Here is a 16,212-nt window from a genome sequence, read left to right on the forward strand (position 1 = left end):
GGTTGGTAGAGTGCCTTCCGAATATTGATTGTCAGGCCTTTCTTGTTGACCGTGTACTCGGTGATACGAAGGTCGGGCGCTCGGCAAGGCGGAGTCCGAGTCAGATACCTTGAGCAATTGCATTGTCAGGACGTCGACCCCGGCTGTGGCCAAGGCCACCCCTTCTTTTCGTCGGGCGCATCCCACTCAGCAAGCGGTGCAGCCTCAACCGACACTTCGACCGGACTCGCCTCCTCAGTGGCATCGTGCGCCGGGTTATTCGAGGCGCCCGGTTTCATTTCGGGAAGGCCGGAGCCAAACCATTTCACCTTCTTCTGGATATGGACAACGTATTCCTTCCATCCGATGGGGTTGCCATCAAAGAGGTCATGCTGAACGGTTGACGCCAGCGCATTGCGGTTGAGTTCGGACTCGAGCAGTTCCTTTGGCCACAGGAAGAACGCGCTCGCGACGCGTGCGCCGAACTCGGCAACCGTCATCTGCGGCGCAAGGGCACGGAGGTAACCGAAGTCCTGCAACGAATCCTGTTCCTTCGCAAGTCGGGCTACCAGCGCATCCGGCCGAGCCGCCCTGGTCAAACAGTTCAAGGCTTCGAGCATGTCCCCGAGGTGAAGCAGCAGTTCCCGTCTATCGAATCGGTCATCCATTGCAGTATCTCCGTTCATTGTGCCCCTATGAATGATACTAGCCGGTCTCAGGGTTGACGGGGCGGCGAGCGCGTTGCGCGCGTCTACCGCACGGGCGCGGTGTTCGTGGTCTTTCAATGTCGGGCTAGCGCTGTTCGGGTACCCCTCAAGCGGAGCAATGAAGCCGAGCGTCAGCTTGCCGGGCTGAAACGTCCTCGAAAATCCCGAGTGTGTGCCAGACGCGCCCCCCTTGGATTGAACATCTGGCTGGCGCCGTGTGCAGCGATGAAGCGCACGCAACGACTGGGCAAGAGGGGCAGGGGTTTGCGGCGCCCGGATGCCAGACATACACGTGAGTCGTAATCCAGGGTCGAAAATTACAGACCAGAACCCAAACTCGAGTAAACGACCACTCATCGAGGCGGCCTCTATTTCGGCATCAGCACCTTGTCGACTACCATGATGACCCCGTTGCTCTGGACGACGTCATAGGTCGAAATGTCGGCGGTGTGCCCGGCGGCATCTGCAACGACGATGTTGTGAGGTCCGTTTTCCGAAAACGTGAGCATCTCTCCGTTGACGGTCTTCAGCGCTGTCTTACCGCCGCCTGCCTTGATAGCCGTGTCCAGCTTCCGGAAGTCGTATCGGCCGGGGACAACGTGGTAGGTCAGGATGCTGGTCAGTGCAGCCTTGTTTTCCGGCTTCACGAGCGTCTCTACGGTGCCCGGAGGCAATGCTGCAAACGCTTCATTGGTCGGGGCAAAGACGGTGAACGGGCCAGCGCTTTTCAAGGTATCGACGAGCCCTGCCGCTTTGACTGCGGCGACGAGCGTAGTGTGGTCCGCTGAGTTGACAGCGTTGTCTACGATGTCTTTGCTGGGATACATCGCCTGTCCGCCCACCATGACAGTTTCACCTGCTGCAAATGCGTTCGACGTTGACATCGTCAGTGCCACAACCGCAAAGAATACTGCGCGCTTCATGTTCGTCTCCTGTAACAGCAACGCCCGATTGCGCCGCCGTGACCGTATATACGGGCGGCACCGGCGCCTGGATTCAAATCAGCCTGGACGATGAAAGCAATGCCACGTTGGCGTGGCGAAGAAGGAGTGCAACGTTCGTTGTTCGTGCTTGCCAGCCACGGACACGCAATCAACTCGCGTCGCCAGCACCGGATTCCCACCGTTCCCCGACCAGTCAACCACAGGTTTATCGATAGCAACCTGCGCTCGTGCTCGACGTGGCGCCACCCATGCCGCCGATTTGCTGGCCATACGGGAGGCAAGCCACCACCGCACGACCGTACGTGCCATCCATTGTTCAGAATTTGGGAACTGTGATTTCAATCTATGAGCATAGAAATTCGATAGGGCTCGACTAAACTCACTCTCAATCGACGCCGCGCCAAATCCATCCGGTTGCGACGCCTTCCTGATTCAACATTCTCTGGAGTTACGTCATGAAAACCCGCCTTATCGCAGCCTTGCTGGTCGCCGTCTCCGCCGCCGTCGCCGCTCCCGCTTTCGCGTCGGGTTATGGTCCGGCGCCGTTTTATCGTCCGTCCGTTGGCGCACCCGCTTCGCAACGCGGTGTCAGCGCTCAGACTTTCGCCGCCGAACGCAACCAGGCTACGGCTGCAAACGACGCCGTTGGCGGCGTGACGGGCGCATCGTCGGAATCGGGCAGCCGTCAGCCGGCGCAAGCCGCTAACGACGTCAACGTGTTCAAGGGTCATTGATCGCTGCGCGCGGCGGGCAAAGCTTGCCGCGCAGAAGAGAAGCAGGAGGTGATCCCATGAGAGCATTCTTCGAAGGACTGGTGTTGCTGGCGGCAGTCGTTGTGTATTTTCTGCCCGCCATCGTCGCCGATGCGCGCGAACGTGAAGATGCATTCGCGCTGACGATCTTCAACGTGCTGTTCGGCTGGACCGTGATTGGCTGGATTGCTGCGTTCGTGTGGGCGCGTCATCGCGTGAGCGACAAGCGGCTCGCGAATCTCGCATCGAACACGCGTCGGTCGTTGGGTCGCGTGACGATCGCGAAGATCGTAGCGCGCTCACGCCGGGCGCGTGCGGCGCGGCGTCAGTCGACGCTATCCGCGTAAGAAGAGGTTGGATCGATGAAACCGCCGGTCTGTGTCAGGCCGGCGGTTTTGTTTTGACATGTCCGCGTGTAATTAATACGGATGTCGAACTAAATTACAAAAGGCGCATTCCAGGCGGACTTACCACAGCGCGGGCGTCCATCCTCGCAGTCGCACATCGTGCAGGGCCTCGCGCAGATTCTGCACGAACGCATCGGTGCGCTGATAGCGGCTTTGCACGCGTGGATCGTAAGTGCGGTTCAACGCGAGCACATCGACGATGCCGCGCGTCGAGACGCTCGTATCCAGATCGGAAATATCGGTGACCTTGGCCCATGTGCAGCGCATGATCTCGTTGCTGGGCACGGGGGTTTGACGTTCGTCGACATGCGCGGCGAACACGTGATGACAGGTTCGCGCTCCCGCGAACTCGAACAGATATTGCATGCCCTTCGCCTCAAGGCGCGTTTCTTCCATCAGTTCGCGCACGGCGGCGGCTTCGAACGTCTCGCCGGCGTCGGGTTTGCCGCCTGGCAACGACCAGCGCGAGTTGGCCTTGCCGACCAGCAGAATGCGCGTGCCCATCAGGCACACGACAGTCGCACGTTGCTTCACAGTGTCTCTTCCATGTAGGGACGCGAAAGCAGGGCAAGCACGCCCCATGCCGCGCGACGCGATGGCGCTCTCAGCCGCCATTCGCCCATATTGTCCGCCGATGTTGAGTATGGAGCGTGACATCTTGATGACAGCGCTCACCAAAAATGACCCAACGTTGTCATATGCATCGGAGAACCTTGTACGCGACCACGCGCCGCCGCATCTCATGCACGCAGCATGCGTTGCGACGTGCGACAAGGCGGCGTGCCTGCAACGGCCGGTCGACGCGACCGGCGAGCGTCGAGGTGAATCGATGAATCCACTGTCCACGCAGCACAATTTCCAGAGCCTGTCGTTGAAGGATCTGCTCGAAGCGCGCGATCTGTATCACTGGCATCTGTCGAACAAGGCCAATGTCGTCGGTACGGCCGTTGGTTTGTATCTGATTCGAAACGACGAACCGTGGCCGGATCAGCGGCGCGGCGCGAATGGTGACGCGGAATCAGGCGTGAAAGCGAAGGGCATACGCACGTTCGACAACTCCGAAGTGCGTCCGTATTCGTGGCCCGCCGTGATCGTACTGGTGCGCGATTGGGTCGACGCGACCGAGTTCGGTCATGGCAAGGTCGACCCCGACCATATGGTGCCGCGCACGCTCTACATGCCCGACGGCCGCGCGGTGCCCGTCTGCGTGGTCGCCGTCGAGCCGACGGTGCCCGTTACGACCGCGCCGGCGGATGCACGCTGGCCGTCGACGTATATCGGCGGCGGCTGTCCGTTGATCGCGGATGCACAGGGCATCGAGCGCACGGCGAGCGTCGGCTGCCTCGTGACGGACGGCCACACGACATACGCACTCAGCAATCGCCATGTATGCGGCGAGCCCGGCTCGCCCGTGAAGGCGCTGTTGCGCGGCGCGGTAGCCGAAGTCGCCATTGCATCGGACCGGCAGCTCACACGTGAACCGTTCACCGTGGTATTTCCCGAGTTTGCGGGCAGCCGCAGCTTCCTCACGCTCGATATCGGGCTCGTCGAAGTACACGACGCGAATGACTGGTCGAGCCAACCGTTCGGCATCGAAGGCAGCATCGGCAATGTCGCGGATCTCAACGAGCTGAGTCTGAGCCTGCAACTGATCGATCAGCCCGTGACGGCATTCGGCAGCGCATCGGGCGCGCTCGACGGCACGATCAAGGCGCTGTTCTACCGGCACAAATCGCTTGCGGGCTACGACTATGTTTCGCAGTTTCTGATCGCGCCCGCGAACGGCAGTCCGCAGACGCAGCCCGGCGACTCGGGGACGTTGTGGTATTTGACTTCGCCCGCGAGCACAACGGGCGACGACGAGCGCCGTCTCACTCCGCTCGCGATCGAATGGGGCGGGCAATCGCTTGCGAGCGACGACGGCGAGCGTCTGAACTACGCGCTCGCGACAGGCCTGAGCACGGCCTGCCAGCTGCTCGACGTGGACCTCGTGCGGGCGCACAACGTCGGCGCGAATCCGTACTGGGGACAAACGGGCCATTACAGCATCGCGACGGCGGCAATCCAGTCGGTGAAGCCAGGTCCGCTGCACGATTTTCTCGACGCGAATGTCGAGCGGATCAGCTTTCGTCCGGACGAACTCACGCCGGAGCAGATTCGCGACAAGCTCACGCGCGGCGATTTCGTCGAACTCGCCGATGTGCCCGACCTCGTGTGGAAGAAGACGCCCAGCCGCGTGCCGGGCGGACGCGACTACGCGCAGAACGCGGGCCCCGAGCATCCGAATCACTACGCGGACATCGATCAGCCCGACGGCGACGGCAAGACGCTGCGCGACGTGACGCTCGGCAATATTGCCAACATGAGCGTCGCGGTGTGGTCGAAGTGGTATGCGGATGAAGGCGAAAACGATGCACGCTACGAAGGTCTGTTGCCGTTTCGCGTGTGGCAGATTTTCGACGAGATGGTCAGGCAGTTGAAGGCGCGTAACGACACGAAGTTCCTGTGCGCGGCAGGCGTGCTTGCGCATTACGTCGGCGACGCATGCCAGCCTTTGCACGGCTCTTATCACTCGGACGGCTACAAGGAAGCGCCCGGCGCGACGCCGAAGAAGTGGCCGGGCAAGGGCGTGCATGCGGCCTACGAAGACAAGATGGTCGACCGTCATTCGGGCGAGCTTTTGCCGCAGATCGGGCCTCAGGCGAAGGCGTTCGAGGGCGAGATTCCAAAGATCGACGACGGGCGCGACGCCGCGTTCGCAACTGTCACGCTGATGGCCGAAGCGGCGACGATTCTTCCGCCGTCCACGCTGATCGATGAGTACATCCGGCTGGGCGGCGGCAGTTCGGCGCGTGTCGTCGATGGTCTGTGGGATGCGTTCGGCGACGACACGGCGAAGCTGATGGGCGCAGGCGCGCGCTATCTCGCCGCGATGTGGGAATCCGCGTATGCCGCCGCCGATACGTCGCTGCCGGCCGGCGCGCGGGAGATCAGCGAGCAAGCGCTTGCGAAGGTGTATCAGGACAAGGCGTTCCTGCCTTCGCTGACGCTCGACAAGATCGGGCCGGTGATCGGTTGATGGATTGGGCTCGGGCGGCGCGCGTCTATGTGGGCGCGCGCGCCGCTTCCGGATCAGGCGGCCGCGAGCTTTTTGCTCTGCTTCAACATGCCGTCGAAGATCGCCGACGCCAGATCTTCCGGAAAGTCCGCCGGAAGCTGCGCGGCGACGGTATCGATCACGTGCTGCGTGGCGTGCTTGACCGAGGCGATCATTTCGTCGACGGCATCGGGCGGCAAGCCGACCTGCTGACCTTGCGCGATCCAGTGCCGCCGTAGTATCTGACCAATCAGATAATGATTGCTCGTGCCGCGCACGGCCATCGCCAGCTTTGCCTTTTGCATCGGAATGCGGTTCGCGCCGCGTCCGATGATGGGATGCGCGGACAGCACGTCGTAGAGCGGCGTCGCGCGATATCGGTTGCCCGGCAGATGCGCGATGCTGAAGTTTTTCGCGTGACCGTCGGTGGCGGCGAGCAGCCAGAAGATCAGTTGCGTCGTGAAGAAGCGCGCGCTGTCTTCGGCGGCATCGTCCGAACCGGCGAGGATGTGCATCACGGCGTCGATGCCCGGCCCGCCGTCGGCCTGATACTTGGCAATGGGCGGCGTGCCCGTCGCCTGACACATGTCCTCCTGCGGCAGACGCACGATCCACGTTGCGTCGCTCGACAGCCTGCGGTCGAAGCGCTCGACGACGAGCGCTTTCTGATCGCCGAACTGCGCGATCTCGCACGCGGCGATAGGCAGGCCGTAGGCGGCGACGATCTTCGAGCACAGCCATTCGTTCTCCACCGACGTGCGCATGTCGGCCCGCATGTTGCCGACCAATCCCAACGGCAGCTTCAGGATATGCGTAGTCGGCGTGCTGCCCGCGGGCAGCACCCAGCGGCCTTTGTGACGCAGCAGTGCCGTCTTTTCCTGCGCGCCGGCGATGGAGAGGCGCAAATCGGCCGCCTCGTCGCGCTGGCCGAGCGGCGCCGCCGCAGTCGTGTCGCGCAGCAGCCGGGCGATGTCATCGGCTGTCAGCGTGTCGCCGCCGATACGGTAGAGGTGGGCCGGCGTTTCACCCGGCGGCAGCATCTGGATCGCGCCGACGCAATCGCGCCCGAGTGCGGCGAGCAGATCGAACGGCGCCGTGCTGCCCGTCTTGTAGCGCTGCGCCATTCGGCGCCGGATGGGTTCGCTGTCGGGCAGCAGGTTGTCGAAGAACGCCGACACGACGGCACCGCGATACGGCTGATTGCCTGGCGTGAACGGCAGGGACAGCGACAGCGGACGGCCCTGTTCGTCGGCGATCCAGTCGTCGAAGTAGACAAGACGCTCGCCGCCGCTGGATTTTTCCCAGTAGCCGACGGCGAGTCCGTTCATCCACAGGTCGAGGCGTTGAGTCTGTAAGCGGCGCCCCATGCTTACCACTGCTCCCGTTTCTTCGGCGCGCCTGCCGTGCGCGGGGCTCGTGCCGCGGCTCGCGCATCCGGCGTGGCCGCGGGCTTGCGCGGCGCTTTTCGGGCGCCTTGCGCGGCCGCGCCTGTTGGCGCGCGTTTATCCGCTTTGAGAGCGGGCGCGGAACGCTCGGCTGCGGGCTTGCGCGGCGCTGCTTTCGGCGCGTTGCGGCGCGTTGCGGTCACGCGGTTCGGCGACGCCATCTTTGCCACCGGCGTCGCGTTTGCGGGCGAAGGCTCGTCCTGACTGAGCGTGATTCCGGCGTTCAACAGCCGCAAGACCTTGAAGAGCCGCTCGACCCCGGCGGCGGCGGGGTCTGCCTCGAACTGCGCATAGCTTTGCTGCGTGATGCCGAGCCGCTCGGCGATCATGGCCTGCGTGAGTCCTGCGGCTTTGCGAAAGCCGCGCAGAACGGGGCGCAACTGGCTGAGCGTCTTGACGGAATAGTCCACGGCTGGCCTCGAGGAGACGGGTTGATGCGGGTAGAACTTCGGTGCGGCGCACGTGCCGCACACACTGCCCGGTCGATACAGAATACAGACCAAAGACTGTATTGGCAAGATACAGTTTATAAACTGTAAATAATAAATACAGTCTAAAGCCTGTATATGTGTGACCGACGGGCACCTCGGTTGAGAATGGTTAGCAATCTGGCCGTGCGCGACAGCGCTCAGGGATGGACGAGAAGCGCTTACCCCTGCATGCAATGCTCGCCGCTCCGCAGCGCAAGCATTCCGTCACCCGCGGGTACGTGAAGTGCTGATAAAGGCTGATCTCGCCGCGCGATCAGGCAACGGCGACCCGACCGATATTCACAACAACGGAGGTGAGGCCATGAGCAGCGATTCACACTCTTCGAATCCGCCCGATCCCACGCGCCGCATGATCCTGGCGGCGCTCGCGGGCAGTGTCGCGTTGTCGGCGTGTGGCGGGGGAGGTGGCGGCGGATCGTCGGGCAGCACCGGTTCGACGAACGGTATTCCGCCCGATCGCGCGAGCCTTCCACGGCCAGCGTTGCCGGCGCCCGCCACGTCGGGCATCGATCATATCGTGCTCGTCACGATGGAGAACCGTTCATTCGACCATATATTGGGTTGGGTGCCCAACGCGGAGCATCAGCAGGCCCGCCAGTTCACCGACGCATTCGGTCAGACGCAATCGTCGTTCGCGTTGACGTCGAATGCCGCGTACGGGTTCCAGGCGTGCAGTTTCTCCGATCCGAACCATCTGTACAGCGCAGGGCGCACGCATCTTGCGAACGGTGCGATGAATGGCTTTCTGCTTACGCCGGGCACGAGCCTCTTGCGCGGCGACCTGCTGCCCATCGGCTATTTCGGCGCGGCGGATCTCGACTTCTACCGCGGCGCCGTCACGCAGTACACGGTCTGCGACTACTACATGAGCGGCATTCTGTCGGCCACGTTTCCGAACCGTCTCTATCTGCATAGCGGCGAGACCGATCGCCTCGACGACAGCGTCGATACGTCGTCGCTGCCGACCATCTGGGATCGGCTCGACGCGAAGAGCGTCTCATCGACGTATTACTTCCACGACGTCCCGTTCACCGCGCTGTATGGCACGCGCTACGTCGGCCGCTCGAAACTGTTCGCGGAATTTCTCTCGGATGCGGCCTCCGGCAATCTGCCGTCGTTCTGCATGGTCGATCCGAGTTTCGCGGGCGAGGTGCAAGGCACGTCGAACGACGATCACCCGCATGCCGACGTGCGCAACGGTCAGGTGCTGCTCGGCCAGATCTACGACGCGCTGCGCACCAGTCCGAACTGGAGCACGACGCTGATGATTCTCGTGTATGACGAATGGGGCGGCTTCATGGAGCACGCGGTGCCGCCCATCAAGCCCGTATCGACGGCGGAGCAGGGTGTCGGCAACGATGGCCGGCTCGGGTTTCGCGTGCCGTGCATGCTGTTCGGGCCGCGCGTGCGGGCGAACATGGTGTCGCGCTATCCGTTCGATCCCAGCTCGATTCATCAACTGATTGCGTGGCGCTTCGGTCTCGATCCGCTGGGTGTGCGCGCGAGCGATGCTAGCACCTTCAACATGGCGTATGCGCTCGACTTCACCGACGCCCCGCGAACCGACGCGCCCGCGATTGCGGTGACACAAGGCACGTTCGGTGTCGCGTGCTCGACAGCGGGGATCATTCCGGGGCTTGGCGGCGTCGATCACAGCCAGCAGGTGCCGTCCACCTCGGCATCTCAGGCAGCATCTCAGCCTGCCGTAGCCAACGCGCCCGGCGGACGCTTTGCCGACTTGCGCGCGAAAGCGACCGCGCTAGGATTCCCTGGCGGCATGTAAATTCTGCGCGACGTTTGCACGGCTCGGTGGCATTGCGGCTCTGCGATGTGTGTCGCAGAGCCGCAATTCATCACGCACGCCGGGTCGCAGCAGCAGCGCTCAAGCCGCTGCCTTGCGTCGCTTGCCGAGTTCGGTTTCGACAGGCTGCTTGTCGGACTCGGGCACGGACCCAGCAGGGCGGTGGACGTCGTGCGTGACGAAACCCAGTTCGCGGCTCGGCACGTCGAACCACTCGCGATGCGAGAACGAGTCGCGGATATCGTCGAGGCCGCTTTGCCAATGTTCGAGCATCGTGTCCATGCTGAACTCGTAGTCCTTGTAATGGCCTTCGTATGGCTTGTTCTTGTAGATCAGATGCACGACGTTGATCGCGCTGCCGTCCGCTGCCTGCTGGGCAAGACGGAACAGCGGGTCCGCCTTCAGCACCGACGTCGGCACATGTTCGAGCAGTTCCTTGATGAAGCGCGCGTGCTTCTGCCGCTCGGCGAGCATGTTCGTGATCGCGCGCGTGCGGCTCGAATACTGGATGTCCTTGGCTCGCTCGGAAATGTCGGGGAAGTCGCCCGGCGCATTGCCGCGCGCGCTCCACAAGTCGACCTGAAAGACCAGCGTGTCCTTGTGATCCGAATCGCGCAGCACTTCCGTGAGCGGCGTATTCGAAACGAGTCCGCCGTCCCAGTAGTATTCGCCGTCGATCTCGACAGCCGGGAAGCCCGGCGGCAACGCACCCGACGCCATGAAATGCTCCGGCTCAAGGCGCATCTTGCGGTTGTCGAAGTACGTGAGATTGCCCGTGCGCACATTCACGGCGCCCACGGACACGCGAATGGCGCCATCGTTGATGCGGTCGAAGTCGGCGTATTGCAGCAGCGTTGCGCGCAGCGCGGCCGTGTCGTAGTAGCTGACGCGGCTCGGGTCCAGCTTGCCGAGGCCCGCCATGGGCAACGGAAAGCGCGGCGCGAAAAAGCCGGGTTGACCTTCCGTCAGCGCGCGGCCTGCTGCCCACATGCTGGCCCACTTGCGCGACAGGTCATGCAAGCCCAGGCCAGGCAGCGTCCAGGCGCTCACGCTGCCCACCCAGTCGAGCGGATGACAGATCGCATTCCAGAAGCCGCGCAATGCTGCTACGCGATTTTCCGGCGCATTGCCCGCGATGATCGCCGTGTTGAGCGCGCCGATCGACACGCCTGCGATCCAGTGCGGCTCGACCTTCGCCTCGGCGAGTCCTTCGATGACACCCGCCTGATAGGAGCCGAGCGCACCGCCGCCTTGCAGCACGAGCGCGATTTCGTCGTAGCGCGGCAACACAAACGGTTCCGGCTGCGGGATGATGTTCTTTGTGTCGCTGCGCATACGTTCTCCTTATTTCATCGACCAGCCGTGGCTGACGATTACCGATTGTCCCGTCAGTGCCGACGATTCGAAGCCCGCGAGGAAAGCGACTGTATTGGCGACGTCTTCAACCGTCGTGAATTCGCCGTCCACCGTTTCCTTCAGCATCACGTTCTTCACGACTTCCTCTTCGCTGATGCCGAGCGCCTTGGCCTGCTCGGGAATCTGCTTGTCGACGAGCGGCGTGCGCACGAAGCCCGGGCACACCACGTTGGCACGCACGCCGCGCGGACCGCCTTCCTTCGCGACCACGCGCGCGAGGCCGAGCAGACCGTGCTTCGCGGTGACATAGGCCGACTTCAGCTTCGATGCTTCATGCGAGTGTACCGAGCCCATATAGACGATCGAGCCGCCGCGCTTGCTGTCGTACATGTGCTTGATGGCGGCTTTGGTGGTGAGGAACGCGCCGTCCAGATGGATGGCGAGCATCTTCTTCCAGTCGGAGAAGGCGTAGTCCTCGATCGGCGCAACGATCTGAATGCCCGCGTTCGACACGAGCACGTCGATGCTGCCGAGTTCCTTCACCGCGCGCTCGATACCCGCGTTGACGGCTTCCTCGTTCGTCACGTCCATCGATACGGCGATCGCCTTGCCGCCGCCTTCGACGATGCTCGACGCGACCTTCTGCGCATTCTCCAGATTCAGATCCGCAATCACGACGGCGGCGCCGAGGCTGGCGAGCTTGCGAGCGCATTGTTCGCCGATACCGCTTGCTGCACCCGTCACGAGCGCGACTTTGTTTTGCAGTGACATTGTGTGTTCCCTTGAAAAATGTGGAGAGCGTTAAACCGCGAGTTCGAGCGCGTCGTCATTCGACTTCTTTGCGGTCTGCGTTTCAGTTTGCGCAGGCGCGAGATAGTCGAAGGCGACTTCGCCGATATCGAGCGTGAGATTGGCGATCACATGTCGCGCACCGACCACGCGCTTCACGGGCAGATCGGCGATCGGCGCGAGTGCATGCGGATGCAGTTCGAGCGCGGCCGGCCCGGTCCATGCGCCGAGCACCGTCACGTCGCGCAGATAGAAGCGCACGAGTTCGCAGATACGCGCCGTGCCGTCGACATGCGGAATCACCTTCAGCAGATAGTTGGGCGTGTCGGCGAGCTTGGCGCGCTCGGCTTCGATATCGATCATGCGATGCTTGTAGCCCATCGTGCCCGTCGCGATGCGTTGCGTGCCGTAATCGAGCGTGCCGAGCAGCGTGTCGTTGCCGTCGACGCCCAATGTGGGACGCGCGAGCTTCTTCGGGAAGCCCCAGATTTCGCGGCCGCCGGCAATCGGACCTTCGTCGTCGAGGTACATCGAATGCGTGTAATTCGCGAGACGCCCTTCCATGTCGCGCACCGAAATCACCTGGCCACTTTCCGTGTAGTCGCCAAAACCCGACGAATCAGGCATGCGAATGAACTCGTAATGGACCAGCGCGTTTTCAGGCTTCAGCGGCTCCGGCACCACGGCGCGCAGCGCATCCATATCGGTTTCGTACGAAATGATGAAGTACTCGCGATTGAGAAAACGGAACGGCGGGCGAGGGTAGGCGGGATTGTGAACGGGCATCGCAAATGCGGATTGCCGGATCGATTTGATGTCCATGAACTTCCTCTTAGGCATTGGGCGTTGTTGGAGCACCGCGAATCTTAGAGCAAAAATTTTTTCGGGATCACATTAATTTCTCCAATACACCGTTGGTCTGCACGCAACAGTGACGAGCGCTGTCAGGCACGGACGATAACCGTCAATCATTGTGAAAATCGGCATAACCTGTTTTCGTGAGCGAAATATCGATGACGCGAAAACGAAATACGGATGTCATGCATTTGATTGCTGGCAAGTCAGATATATCGGTAATCTGATGATTAGTGTTGTAGATAATCTGATGAGATTGATTCGTGAGCTAACCAATCGACTCACGCGAAAGGGGGACGGCCGAATGGCTTCGTTCAGCCCTCGACACGCAGGCGGCCGCAACCAGACGTTGGAGAAAAGTTTTTGATTTTGTTGCAGCGCGGCATGTGCAGGGATATACTAGGGTTATTACCTAGGGTGTTACCCGCACAAGGAGTCCGCCATGCAACAAGCTACGACCGCCGCTGTCCCGTCCACGAGCTGGCTTTCGCGTCTGCGCGAACTCGCTATCCGCGCCGTCGACTTGCACCTGCAGCACTGCGCGGTTCTCGCTGAAGCGTATCGCCGCTAAGCATTTGGCATAAAAAAGGGGAGTTCAGTTTGAACTCCCCTTTGTTCATCAGCGCGTCGCCGCGTCACGTTATGGCGGTTGACGACGCTGTCGCCAGTCAGATACCGACTTTTCGAGCCGCGAAGATCAGCCGCAGTCCAAGCGCCGCGATGGCGCCCGCCGCGATCCGGTCAATCCACGTTTTCGCGCGCAGATAAACCTCGCGCGGGCCCCGGCTCGAAAAGCACAGCGCGACGACCGTGTACCACCCGAACTCCACCGCGAACACCAGTGGCGGCAGCACCACGTAGCACCAGACGGGCGGATGTTGCGGCAACAGCGCGGCAAAGATACTGCCGTACCAGATCGCCGTCTTCGGGTTGCTGAGCTGCGTCGTCAATCCAATCCAGAACGACTTCTTCGCGCTACGGCTGTGCGCTGCGCCGGTGTTGTCCATCGCAATCGGGCGAGCCGCGCCGCGCCAGATTTTCCACGCGATGTAGACCAGATACAAACCGCCCGCCACTTTCAATCCGATATACAGCCATTCGACGGCGACCAGCAGCGTATAAAGCCCGGCGAGCGCAAGGCCACCAAAGAAAATCCCGCCGATGCCCATGCCCAGCGCGGTCGACAACCCGTCGCCGCGAGACAGGCTGATCGAATTTCGCGCGACGAGAACGAAACTCGGGCCGGGAATCATCGCGCCCAGCAACAACGCGACGAGAATGGCGAATACAGCGGCGGATGCGGACATCGAACGGTCTCCTTGAGCGCGGCTTTCGGCGCGAGCGCCTGGCCAGGAACGTGTGCGTGCCGAAAGAATAGATGCAACGCGCAACGTCTGCAACGCGCCTGCCAGGCGCGCGCCGTTCAGTTCGGCCCGAGCGTTTGGGACAGCGCGATCAGATTGACAGGCGCGAGCCGGATCAGCCCGCCACGTGGACTATCGATATCCGCGACCAGCGCGAACGAAAGCGCGATCACGATGGGCCAGATCAGCAGGACGGCATTGCGCCTGGTCTGTCCACGCATGCCATAGCCGATCAGCAGGTTGCAGAACAGGCCGATTCCCAGCATCAGCGACCACGCGGCCAACGGAATGTGATTCCACCATGATGCCTGCGTATAGCCCTGCGTGTTGATCACGTCGTTCATGCCGGACACGGCGAGCGCGATCACGGGCGTCTGCTTTTCGACAGCGACGTTGCGCACGGCCATCCATAGATCGTTTTCGAGCTGGTTCGTCGCCGCGTCGATCCGGGCGATGCTGTCGTCGTCGTGCGCCAGATAGTAGCGGATGCGCTGATCGAGATAACGGCGCAGCAAGGTCTGTACGCGCTGCGCATCGGTATCGGGCAGCAGACCGGCGCGCAGGTATTCGGTGCCGATCGCGTTGGCTTCTTCTTCCTCGTAGTTCTTGCGCTGGTCGTAGCGGCTCACGGCCATCGAGAAGGTAAAGCCGATCATCAGCGCCAGCAGTGTGAGCGTCGCGGCCTGCACGACGTTGAAGTCGTCGCGGATGTCGTCGGCGAGCTTGCGATGCCGGTGTGCCAGCCTCGCGCCGGCAAATGCGCCAATCAACATGGCCACAAACGACACGATGAACAGAAACAGCGGGTGGCTCATCAACGAAGGCATCTGCACGTCTCCGGTTCGATTGCGGTCGGCAAAACGGAGGGAACGGCCAAAACGTGGGCGCATGAACGCGCCGGGCGCATGAACGCGCCTTTGCGACGCTATTGTCCAATAGCGCCGCATCGCTCACAAGACGATCGTCGGGCAAATTGCTAGAGTGGCGCGATGGACGAAAACGAACGAATCAGGCACGCCGTGTCGTGGCTGCGCGAGGCCGATGGCATGCTGGTGACGGCCGGGGCGGGGATGGGCGTCGATTCAGGCCTGCCCGATTATCGCGGCGCAGAGGGTTTCTGGCGCGCGTATCCCGCGTTGAAGCAGCATCGGTTGACCTTTCAGGACATGGCGAATCCGCGCGTAATGGCGCTGCATCCGCGGCTTTGCTGGGGCTTCTATGGGCACCGGCTCGATCTGTACCGGCGCACGGTGCCGCATCGGGGTTTCGATATTCTGCTTCGTTGGGCAGAGACGCTGCCGCGCGGCCTTGCCGTGTTCACCAGCAACGTCGACGGGCAGTTTCAGGCGGCGGGTTTCGACGCCGCGGCCATTGCCGAGTGTCACGGCTCCATTCACATGCTGCAATGCTCGGAAGTCTGCCACGACGGGCTATGGCCGGCCACCGACGTGCAGCCCGTGGTCGACGAATCGACTTGCGAACTCGTGAGCGAGCTGCCGCGCTGTCCGAAGTGCGGCGCCGTTGCGCGGCCCAATATCCTGATGTTCGGCGACTACGACTGGATTGCGTTGCGCACCGAGCGGCAGGAGGCGCGGCTACAGGCGTGGTTGTCGAAGGTCGAGCGCCTCGTCGTGATCGAAATCGGCGCGGGCAAGGCGATACCGACCGTGCGTTACTTCAGCGAGCAAAACGGGCCGCGCGTGATCCGCATCAATCCACGCGATTTCGGCATCGCGCCGCACCATGGGATTGGGCTTGCACGAGGTGCAATCGACGGGCTTGAATTGCTCGATCGGTCAATGAAGGCATAGTGGACGGCGCGATATCGGGCGCCGTCGCGTGTGCTCCTATATGCCGCACGGCTTACACGGCATCAGGTTGTGTGGTCCATGTCGGTTCGCGCTGACTGATGCGCCGCGTCGCGACACGCGCCTGCTGCCTGCGTATGATCGAACGCGCCGCGCGGGCCAACGCCAGATCGAGCGCGCCGCGCCAGTCTCTTGCAATCGACGTCACGACGACAGGCGTCGCATCGGGCGTCTGCACCTGCACCTGGCAGCGTTTGTCGAGTCCGCCGCGCGGGCCGTTGATATCCGACATGCTGACGGTCGCTTTCGAAATCAGCCAGTCCATGCGCCGAAACACGAACCGGATGCGTTGGCGAGCGAAGCTGCGCAGACGGACGGCTTCACGGTCGCGGGACTTGAACAGGACTTGCATGAGAC

General features: G+C 62.3%; 17 protein-coding genes. 6 read left to right on the top strand and 11 right to left on the bottom strand.

All coding sequences use genetic code 11. The features are described from left to right. Positions 1-125: 125 nt before the first annotated feature. Together C2L65_RS22140 and C2L65_RS22150 are read right to left on the bottom strand one after the other, a co-directional pair. A complete protein-coding gene (locus tag C2L65_RS22140) occupies positions 126-647 on the bottom strand; it encodes a hypothetical protein (protein WP_042309382.1) in 522 nt (173 codons plus the stop codon). Between the two features lie 407 nt (positions 648-1,054). Beyond that, positions 1,055-1,609: a fasciclin domain-containing protein gene (locus C2L65_RS22150; RefSeq protein ID WP_042309351.1), complete on the bottom strand. Its 555-nt coding sequence runs from the start codon at positions 1,607-1,609 to the stop codon at positions 1,055-1,057. A 476-nt stretch (positions 1,610-2,085) separates the two neighbouring features. Between C2L65_RS22150 and C2L65_RS22155 the strand changes: the two genes are divergently transcribed. Together C2L65_RS22155 and C2L65_RS22160 are read left to right on the top strand one after the other, a co-directional pair. Further along, entirely contained in the window at positions 2,086-2,364 is a 279-nt protein-coding gene (locus tag C2L65_RS22155; RefSeq protein WP_042309352.1) for a hypothetical protein, read from the top strand. Positions 2,365-2,420: 56 nt separating this feature from the next. Next, positions 2,421-2,729, top strand: coding sequence for a superinfection immunity protein (locus tag C2L65_RS22160; protein WP_007589796.1), 309 nt, complete (start codon positions 2,421-2,423; stop codon positions 2,727-2,729). A 120-nt stretch (positions 2,730-2,849) separates the two neighbouring features. Here the strand turns inward: C2L65_RS22160 and C2L65_RS22165 are convergent, their stop codons facing one another. Continuing rightward, entirely contained in the window at positions 2,850-3,323 is a 474-nt protein-coding gene (locus C2L65_RS22165; RefSeq protein WP_042309353.1) for an NUDIX hydrolase, read from the bottom strand. A gap of 295 nt (positions 3,324-3,618) precedes the next feature. Here C2L65_RS22165 and C2L65_RS22170 point away from each other — a divergent pair, with 295 nt between their 5' ends. Beyond that, positions 3,619-5,868 carry a phospholipase C/P1 nuclease family protein gene (locus C2L65_RS22170; protein WP_042309385.1) on the top strand — a complete coding sequence of 750 codons (2,250 nt, stop codon included), beginning with the start codon at positions 3,619-3,621 and terminating at the stop codon, positions 5,866-5,868. Positions 5,869-5,921: 53 nt separating this feature from the next. Here the strand turns inward: C2L65_RS22170 and C2L65_RS22175 are convergent, their stop codons facing one another. Together C2L65_RS22175 and C2L65_RS22180 are read right to left on the bottom strand one after the other, a co-directional pair. After that, the gene (locus tag C2L65_RS22175; RefSeq protein WP_042309354.1) at positions 5,922-7,253 is read right to left on the bottom strand and encodes a type II toxin-antitoxin system HipA family toxin; all 1,332 of its coding nucleotides are present in this window, start codon (positions 7,251-7,253) and stop codon (positions 5,922-5,924) included. Positions 7,254-7,255: 2 nt separating this feature from the next. Continuing rightward, positions 7,256-7,741: a helix-turn-helix domain-containing protein gene (locus C2L65_RS22180; protein ID WP_042309355.1), complete on the bottom strand. Its 486-nt coding sequence runs from the start codon at positions 7,739-7,741 to the stop codon at positions 7,256-7,258. A 382-nt stretch (positions 7,742-8,123) separates the two neighbouring features. Here C2L65_RS22180 and C2L65_RS22185 point away from each other — a divergent pair, with 382 nt between their 5' ends. Continuing rightward, entirely contained in the window at positions 8,124-9,605 is a 1,482-nt protein-coding gene (locus C2L65_RS22185; protein ID WP_042309356.1) for an alkaline phosphatase family protein, read from the top strand. A gap of 99 nt (positions 9,606-9,704) precedes the next feature. On the opposite strand, the gene C2L65_RS22190 is transcribed toward C2L65_RS22185, so the two are convergent. The 3 genes from C2L65_RS22190 to C2L65_RS22200 are packed head-to-tail and all read right to left on the bottom strand — an operon-like array spanning position 9,705 to position 12,590. Next, entirely contained in the window at positions 9,705-10,958 is a 1,254-nt protein-coding gene (locus C2L65_RS22190) for a DUF3734 domain-containing protein (protein ID WP_042309357.1), read from the bottom strand. A gap of 9 nt (positions 10,959-10,967) precedes the next feature. Further along, complete coding sequence (locus tag C2L65_RS22195; RefSeq protein ID WP_042309358.1) at positions 10,968-11,750, bottom strand: 3-hydroxybutyrate dehydrogenase; 783 nt, start codon at positions 11,748-11,750, stop codon at positions 10,968-10,970. 30 nt (positions 11,751-11,780) lie between these two features. Further along, complete coding sequence (locus C2L65_RS22200) at positions 11,781-12,590, bottom strand: acetoacetate decarboxylase (protein WP_042309359.1); 810 nt, start codon at positions 12,588-12,590, stop codon at positions 11,781-11,783. A gap of 475 nt (positions 12,591-13,065) precedes the next feature. Here C2L65_RS22200 and C2L65_RS47095 point away from each other — a divergent pair, with 475 nt between their 5' ends. After that, complete coding sequence (locus C2L65_RS47095; RefSeq protein ID WP_007749609.1) at positions 13,066-13,194, top strand: hypothetical protein; 129 nt, start codon at positions 13,066-13,068, stop codon at positions 13,192-13,194. 97 nt (positions 13,195-13,291) lie between these two features. On the opposite strand, the gene C2L65_RS22205 is transcribed toward C2L65_RS47095, so the two are convergent. Further along, on the bottom strand, positions 13,292-13,930 hold the full coding sequence (locus tag C2L65_RS22205) for a LysE family translocator (RefSeq protein WP_042309360.1): 639 nt from the start codon (positions 13,928-13,930) through the stop codon (positions 13,292-13,294). 116 nt (positions 13,931-14,046) lie between these two features. After that, positions 14,047-14,814 carry a bestrophin-like domain gene (locus C2L65_RS22210; RefSeq protein WP_042309361.1) on the bottom strand — a complete coding sequence of 256 codons (768 nt, stop codon included), beginning with the start codon at positions 14,812-14,814 and terminating at the stop codon, positions 14,047-14,049. A gap of 162 nt (positions 14,815-14,976) precedes the next feature. Here C2L65_RS22210 and C2L65_RS22215 point away from each other — a divergent pair, with 162 nt between their 5' ends. Further along, positions 14,977-15,798, top strand: a complete 822-nt coding sequence (locus tag C2L65_RS22215; RefSeq protein ID WP_042309362.1) for an SIR2 family NAD-dependent protein deacylase — start codon at positions 14,977-14,979, stop codon at positions 15,796-15,798. A gap of 52 nt (positions 15,799-15,850) precedes the next feature. On the opposite strand, the gene C2L65_RS22220 is transcribed toward C2L65_RS22215, so the two are convergent. Then, complete coding sequence (locus C2L65_RS22220) at positions 15,851-16,207, bottom strand: hypothetical protein (protein ID WP_042309363.1); 357 nt, start codon at positions 16,205-16,207, stop codon at positions 15,851-15,853. Between the last annotated feature and the right edge of the window lie 5 nt (positions 16,208-16,212).

Origin of the sequence: Paraburkholderia terrae, from assembly GCF_002902925.1 — a bacterium.
In the GTDB taxonomy this organism is placed as follows: domain Bacteria; phylum Pseudomonadota; class Gammaproteobacteria; order Burkholderiales; family Burkholderiaceae; genus Paraburkholderia; species Paraburkholderia terrae.

Coding starts and splice junctions, on each gene's coding strand:
- C2L65_RS22140 (WP_042309382.1), bottom strand. CDS start 647: ATGGATGACCGATTCGATAGACGGGAACTGCTGCTTCACCTCGGGGAC.
- C2L65_RS22150 (WP_042309351.1), bottom strand. CDS start 1,609: ATGAAGCGCGCAGTATTCTTTGCGGTTGTGGCACTGACGATGTCAACG.
- C2L65_RS22155 (WP_042309352.1), top strand. CDS start 2,086: ATGAAAACCCGCCTTATCGCAGCCTTGCTGGTCGCCGTCTCCGCCGCC.
- C2L65_RS22160 (WP_007589796.1), top strand. CDS start 2,421: ATGAGAGCATTCTTCGAAGGACTGGTGTTGCTGGCGGCAGTCGTTGTG.
- C2L65_RS22170 (WP_042309385.1), top strand. CDS start 3,619: ATGAATCCACTGTCCACGCAGCACAATTTCCAGAGCCTGTCGTTGAAG.
- C2L65_RS22175 (WP_042309354.1), bottom strand. CDS start 7,253: ATGGGGCGCCGCTTACAGACTCAACGCCTCGACCTGTGGATGAACGGA.
- C2L65_RS22185 (WP_042309356.1), top strand. CDS start 8,124: ATGAGCAGCGATTCACACTCTTCGAATCCGCCCGATCCCACGCGCCGC.
- C2L65_RS22190 (WP_042309357.1), bottom strand. CDS start 10,958: ATGCGCAGCGACACAAAGAACATCATCCCGCAGCCGGAACCGTTTGTG.
- C2L65_RS22195 (WP_042309358.1), bottom strand. CDS start 11,750: ATGTCACTGCAAAACAAAGTCGCGCTCGTGACGGGTGCAGCAAGCGGT.
- C2L65_RS22200 (WP_042309359.1), bottom strand. CDS start 12,590: ATGGACATCAAATCGATCCGGCAATCCGCATTTGCGATGCCCGTTCAC.
- C2L65_RS47095 (WP_007749609.1), top strand. CDS start 13,066: ATGCAACAAGCTACGACCGCCGCTGTCCCGTCCACGAGCTGGCTTTCG.
- C2L65_RS22205 (WP_042309360.1), bottom strand. CDS start 13,930: ATGTCCGCATCCGCCGCTGTATTCGCCATTCTCGTCGCGTTGTTGCTG.
- C2L65_RS22210 (WP_042309361.1), bottom strand. CDS start 14,814: ATGCCTTCGTTGATGAGCCACCCGCTGTTTCTGTTCATCGTGTCGTTT.
- C2L65_RS22215 (WP_042309362.1), top strand. CDS start 14,977: ATGGACGAAAACGAACGAATCAGGCACGCCGTGTCGTGGCTGCGCGAG.
- C2L65_RS22220 (WP_042309363.1), bottom strand. CDS start 16,207: ATGCAAGTCCTGTTCAAGTCCCGCGACCGTGAAGCCGTCCGTCTGCGC.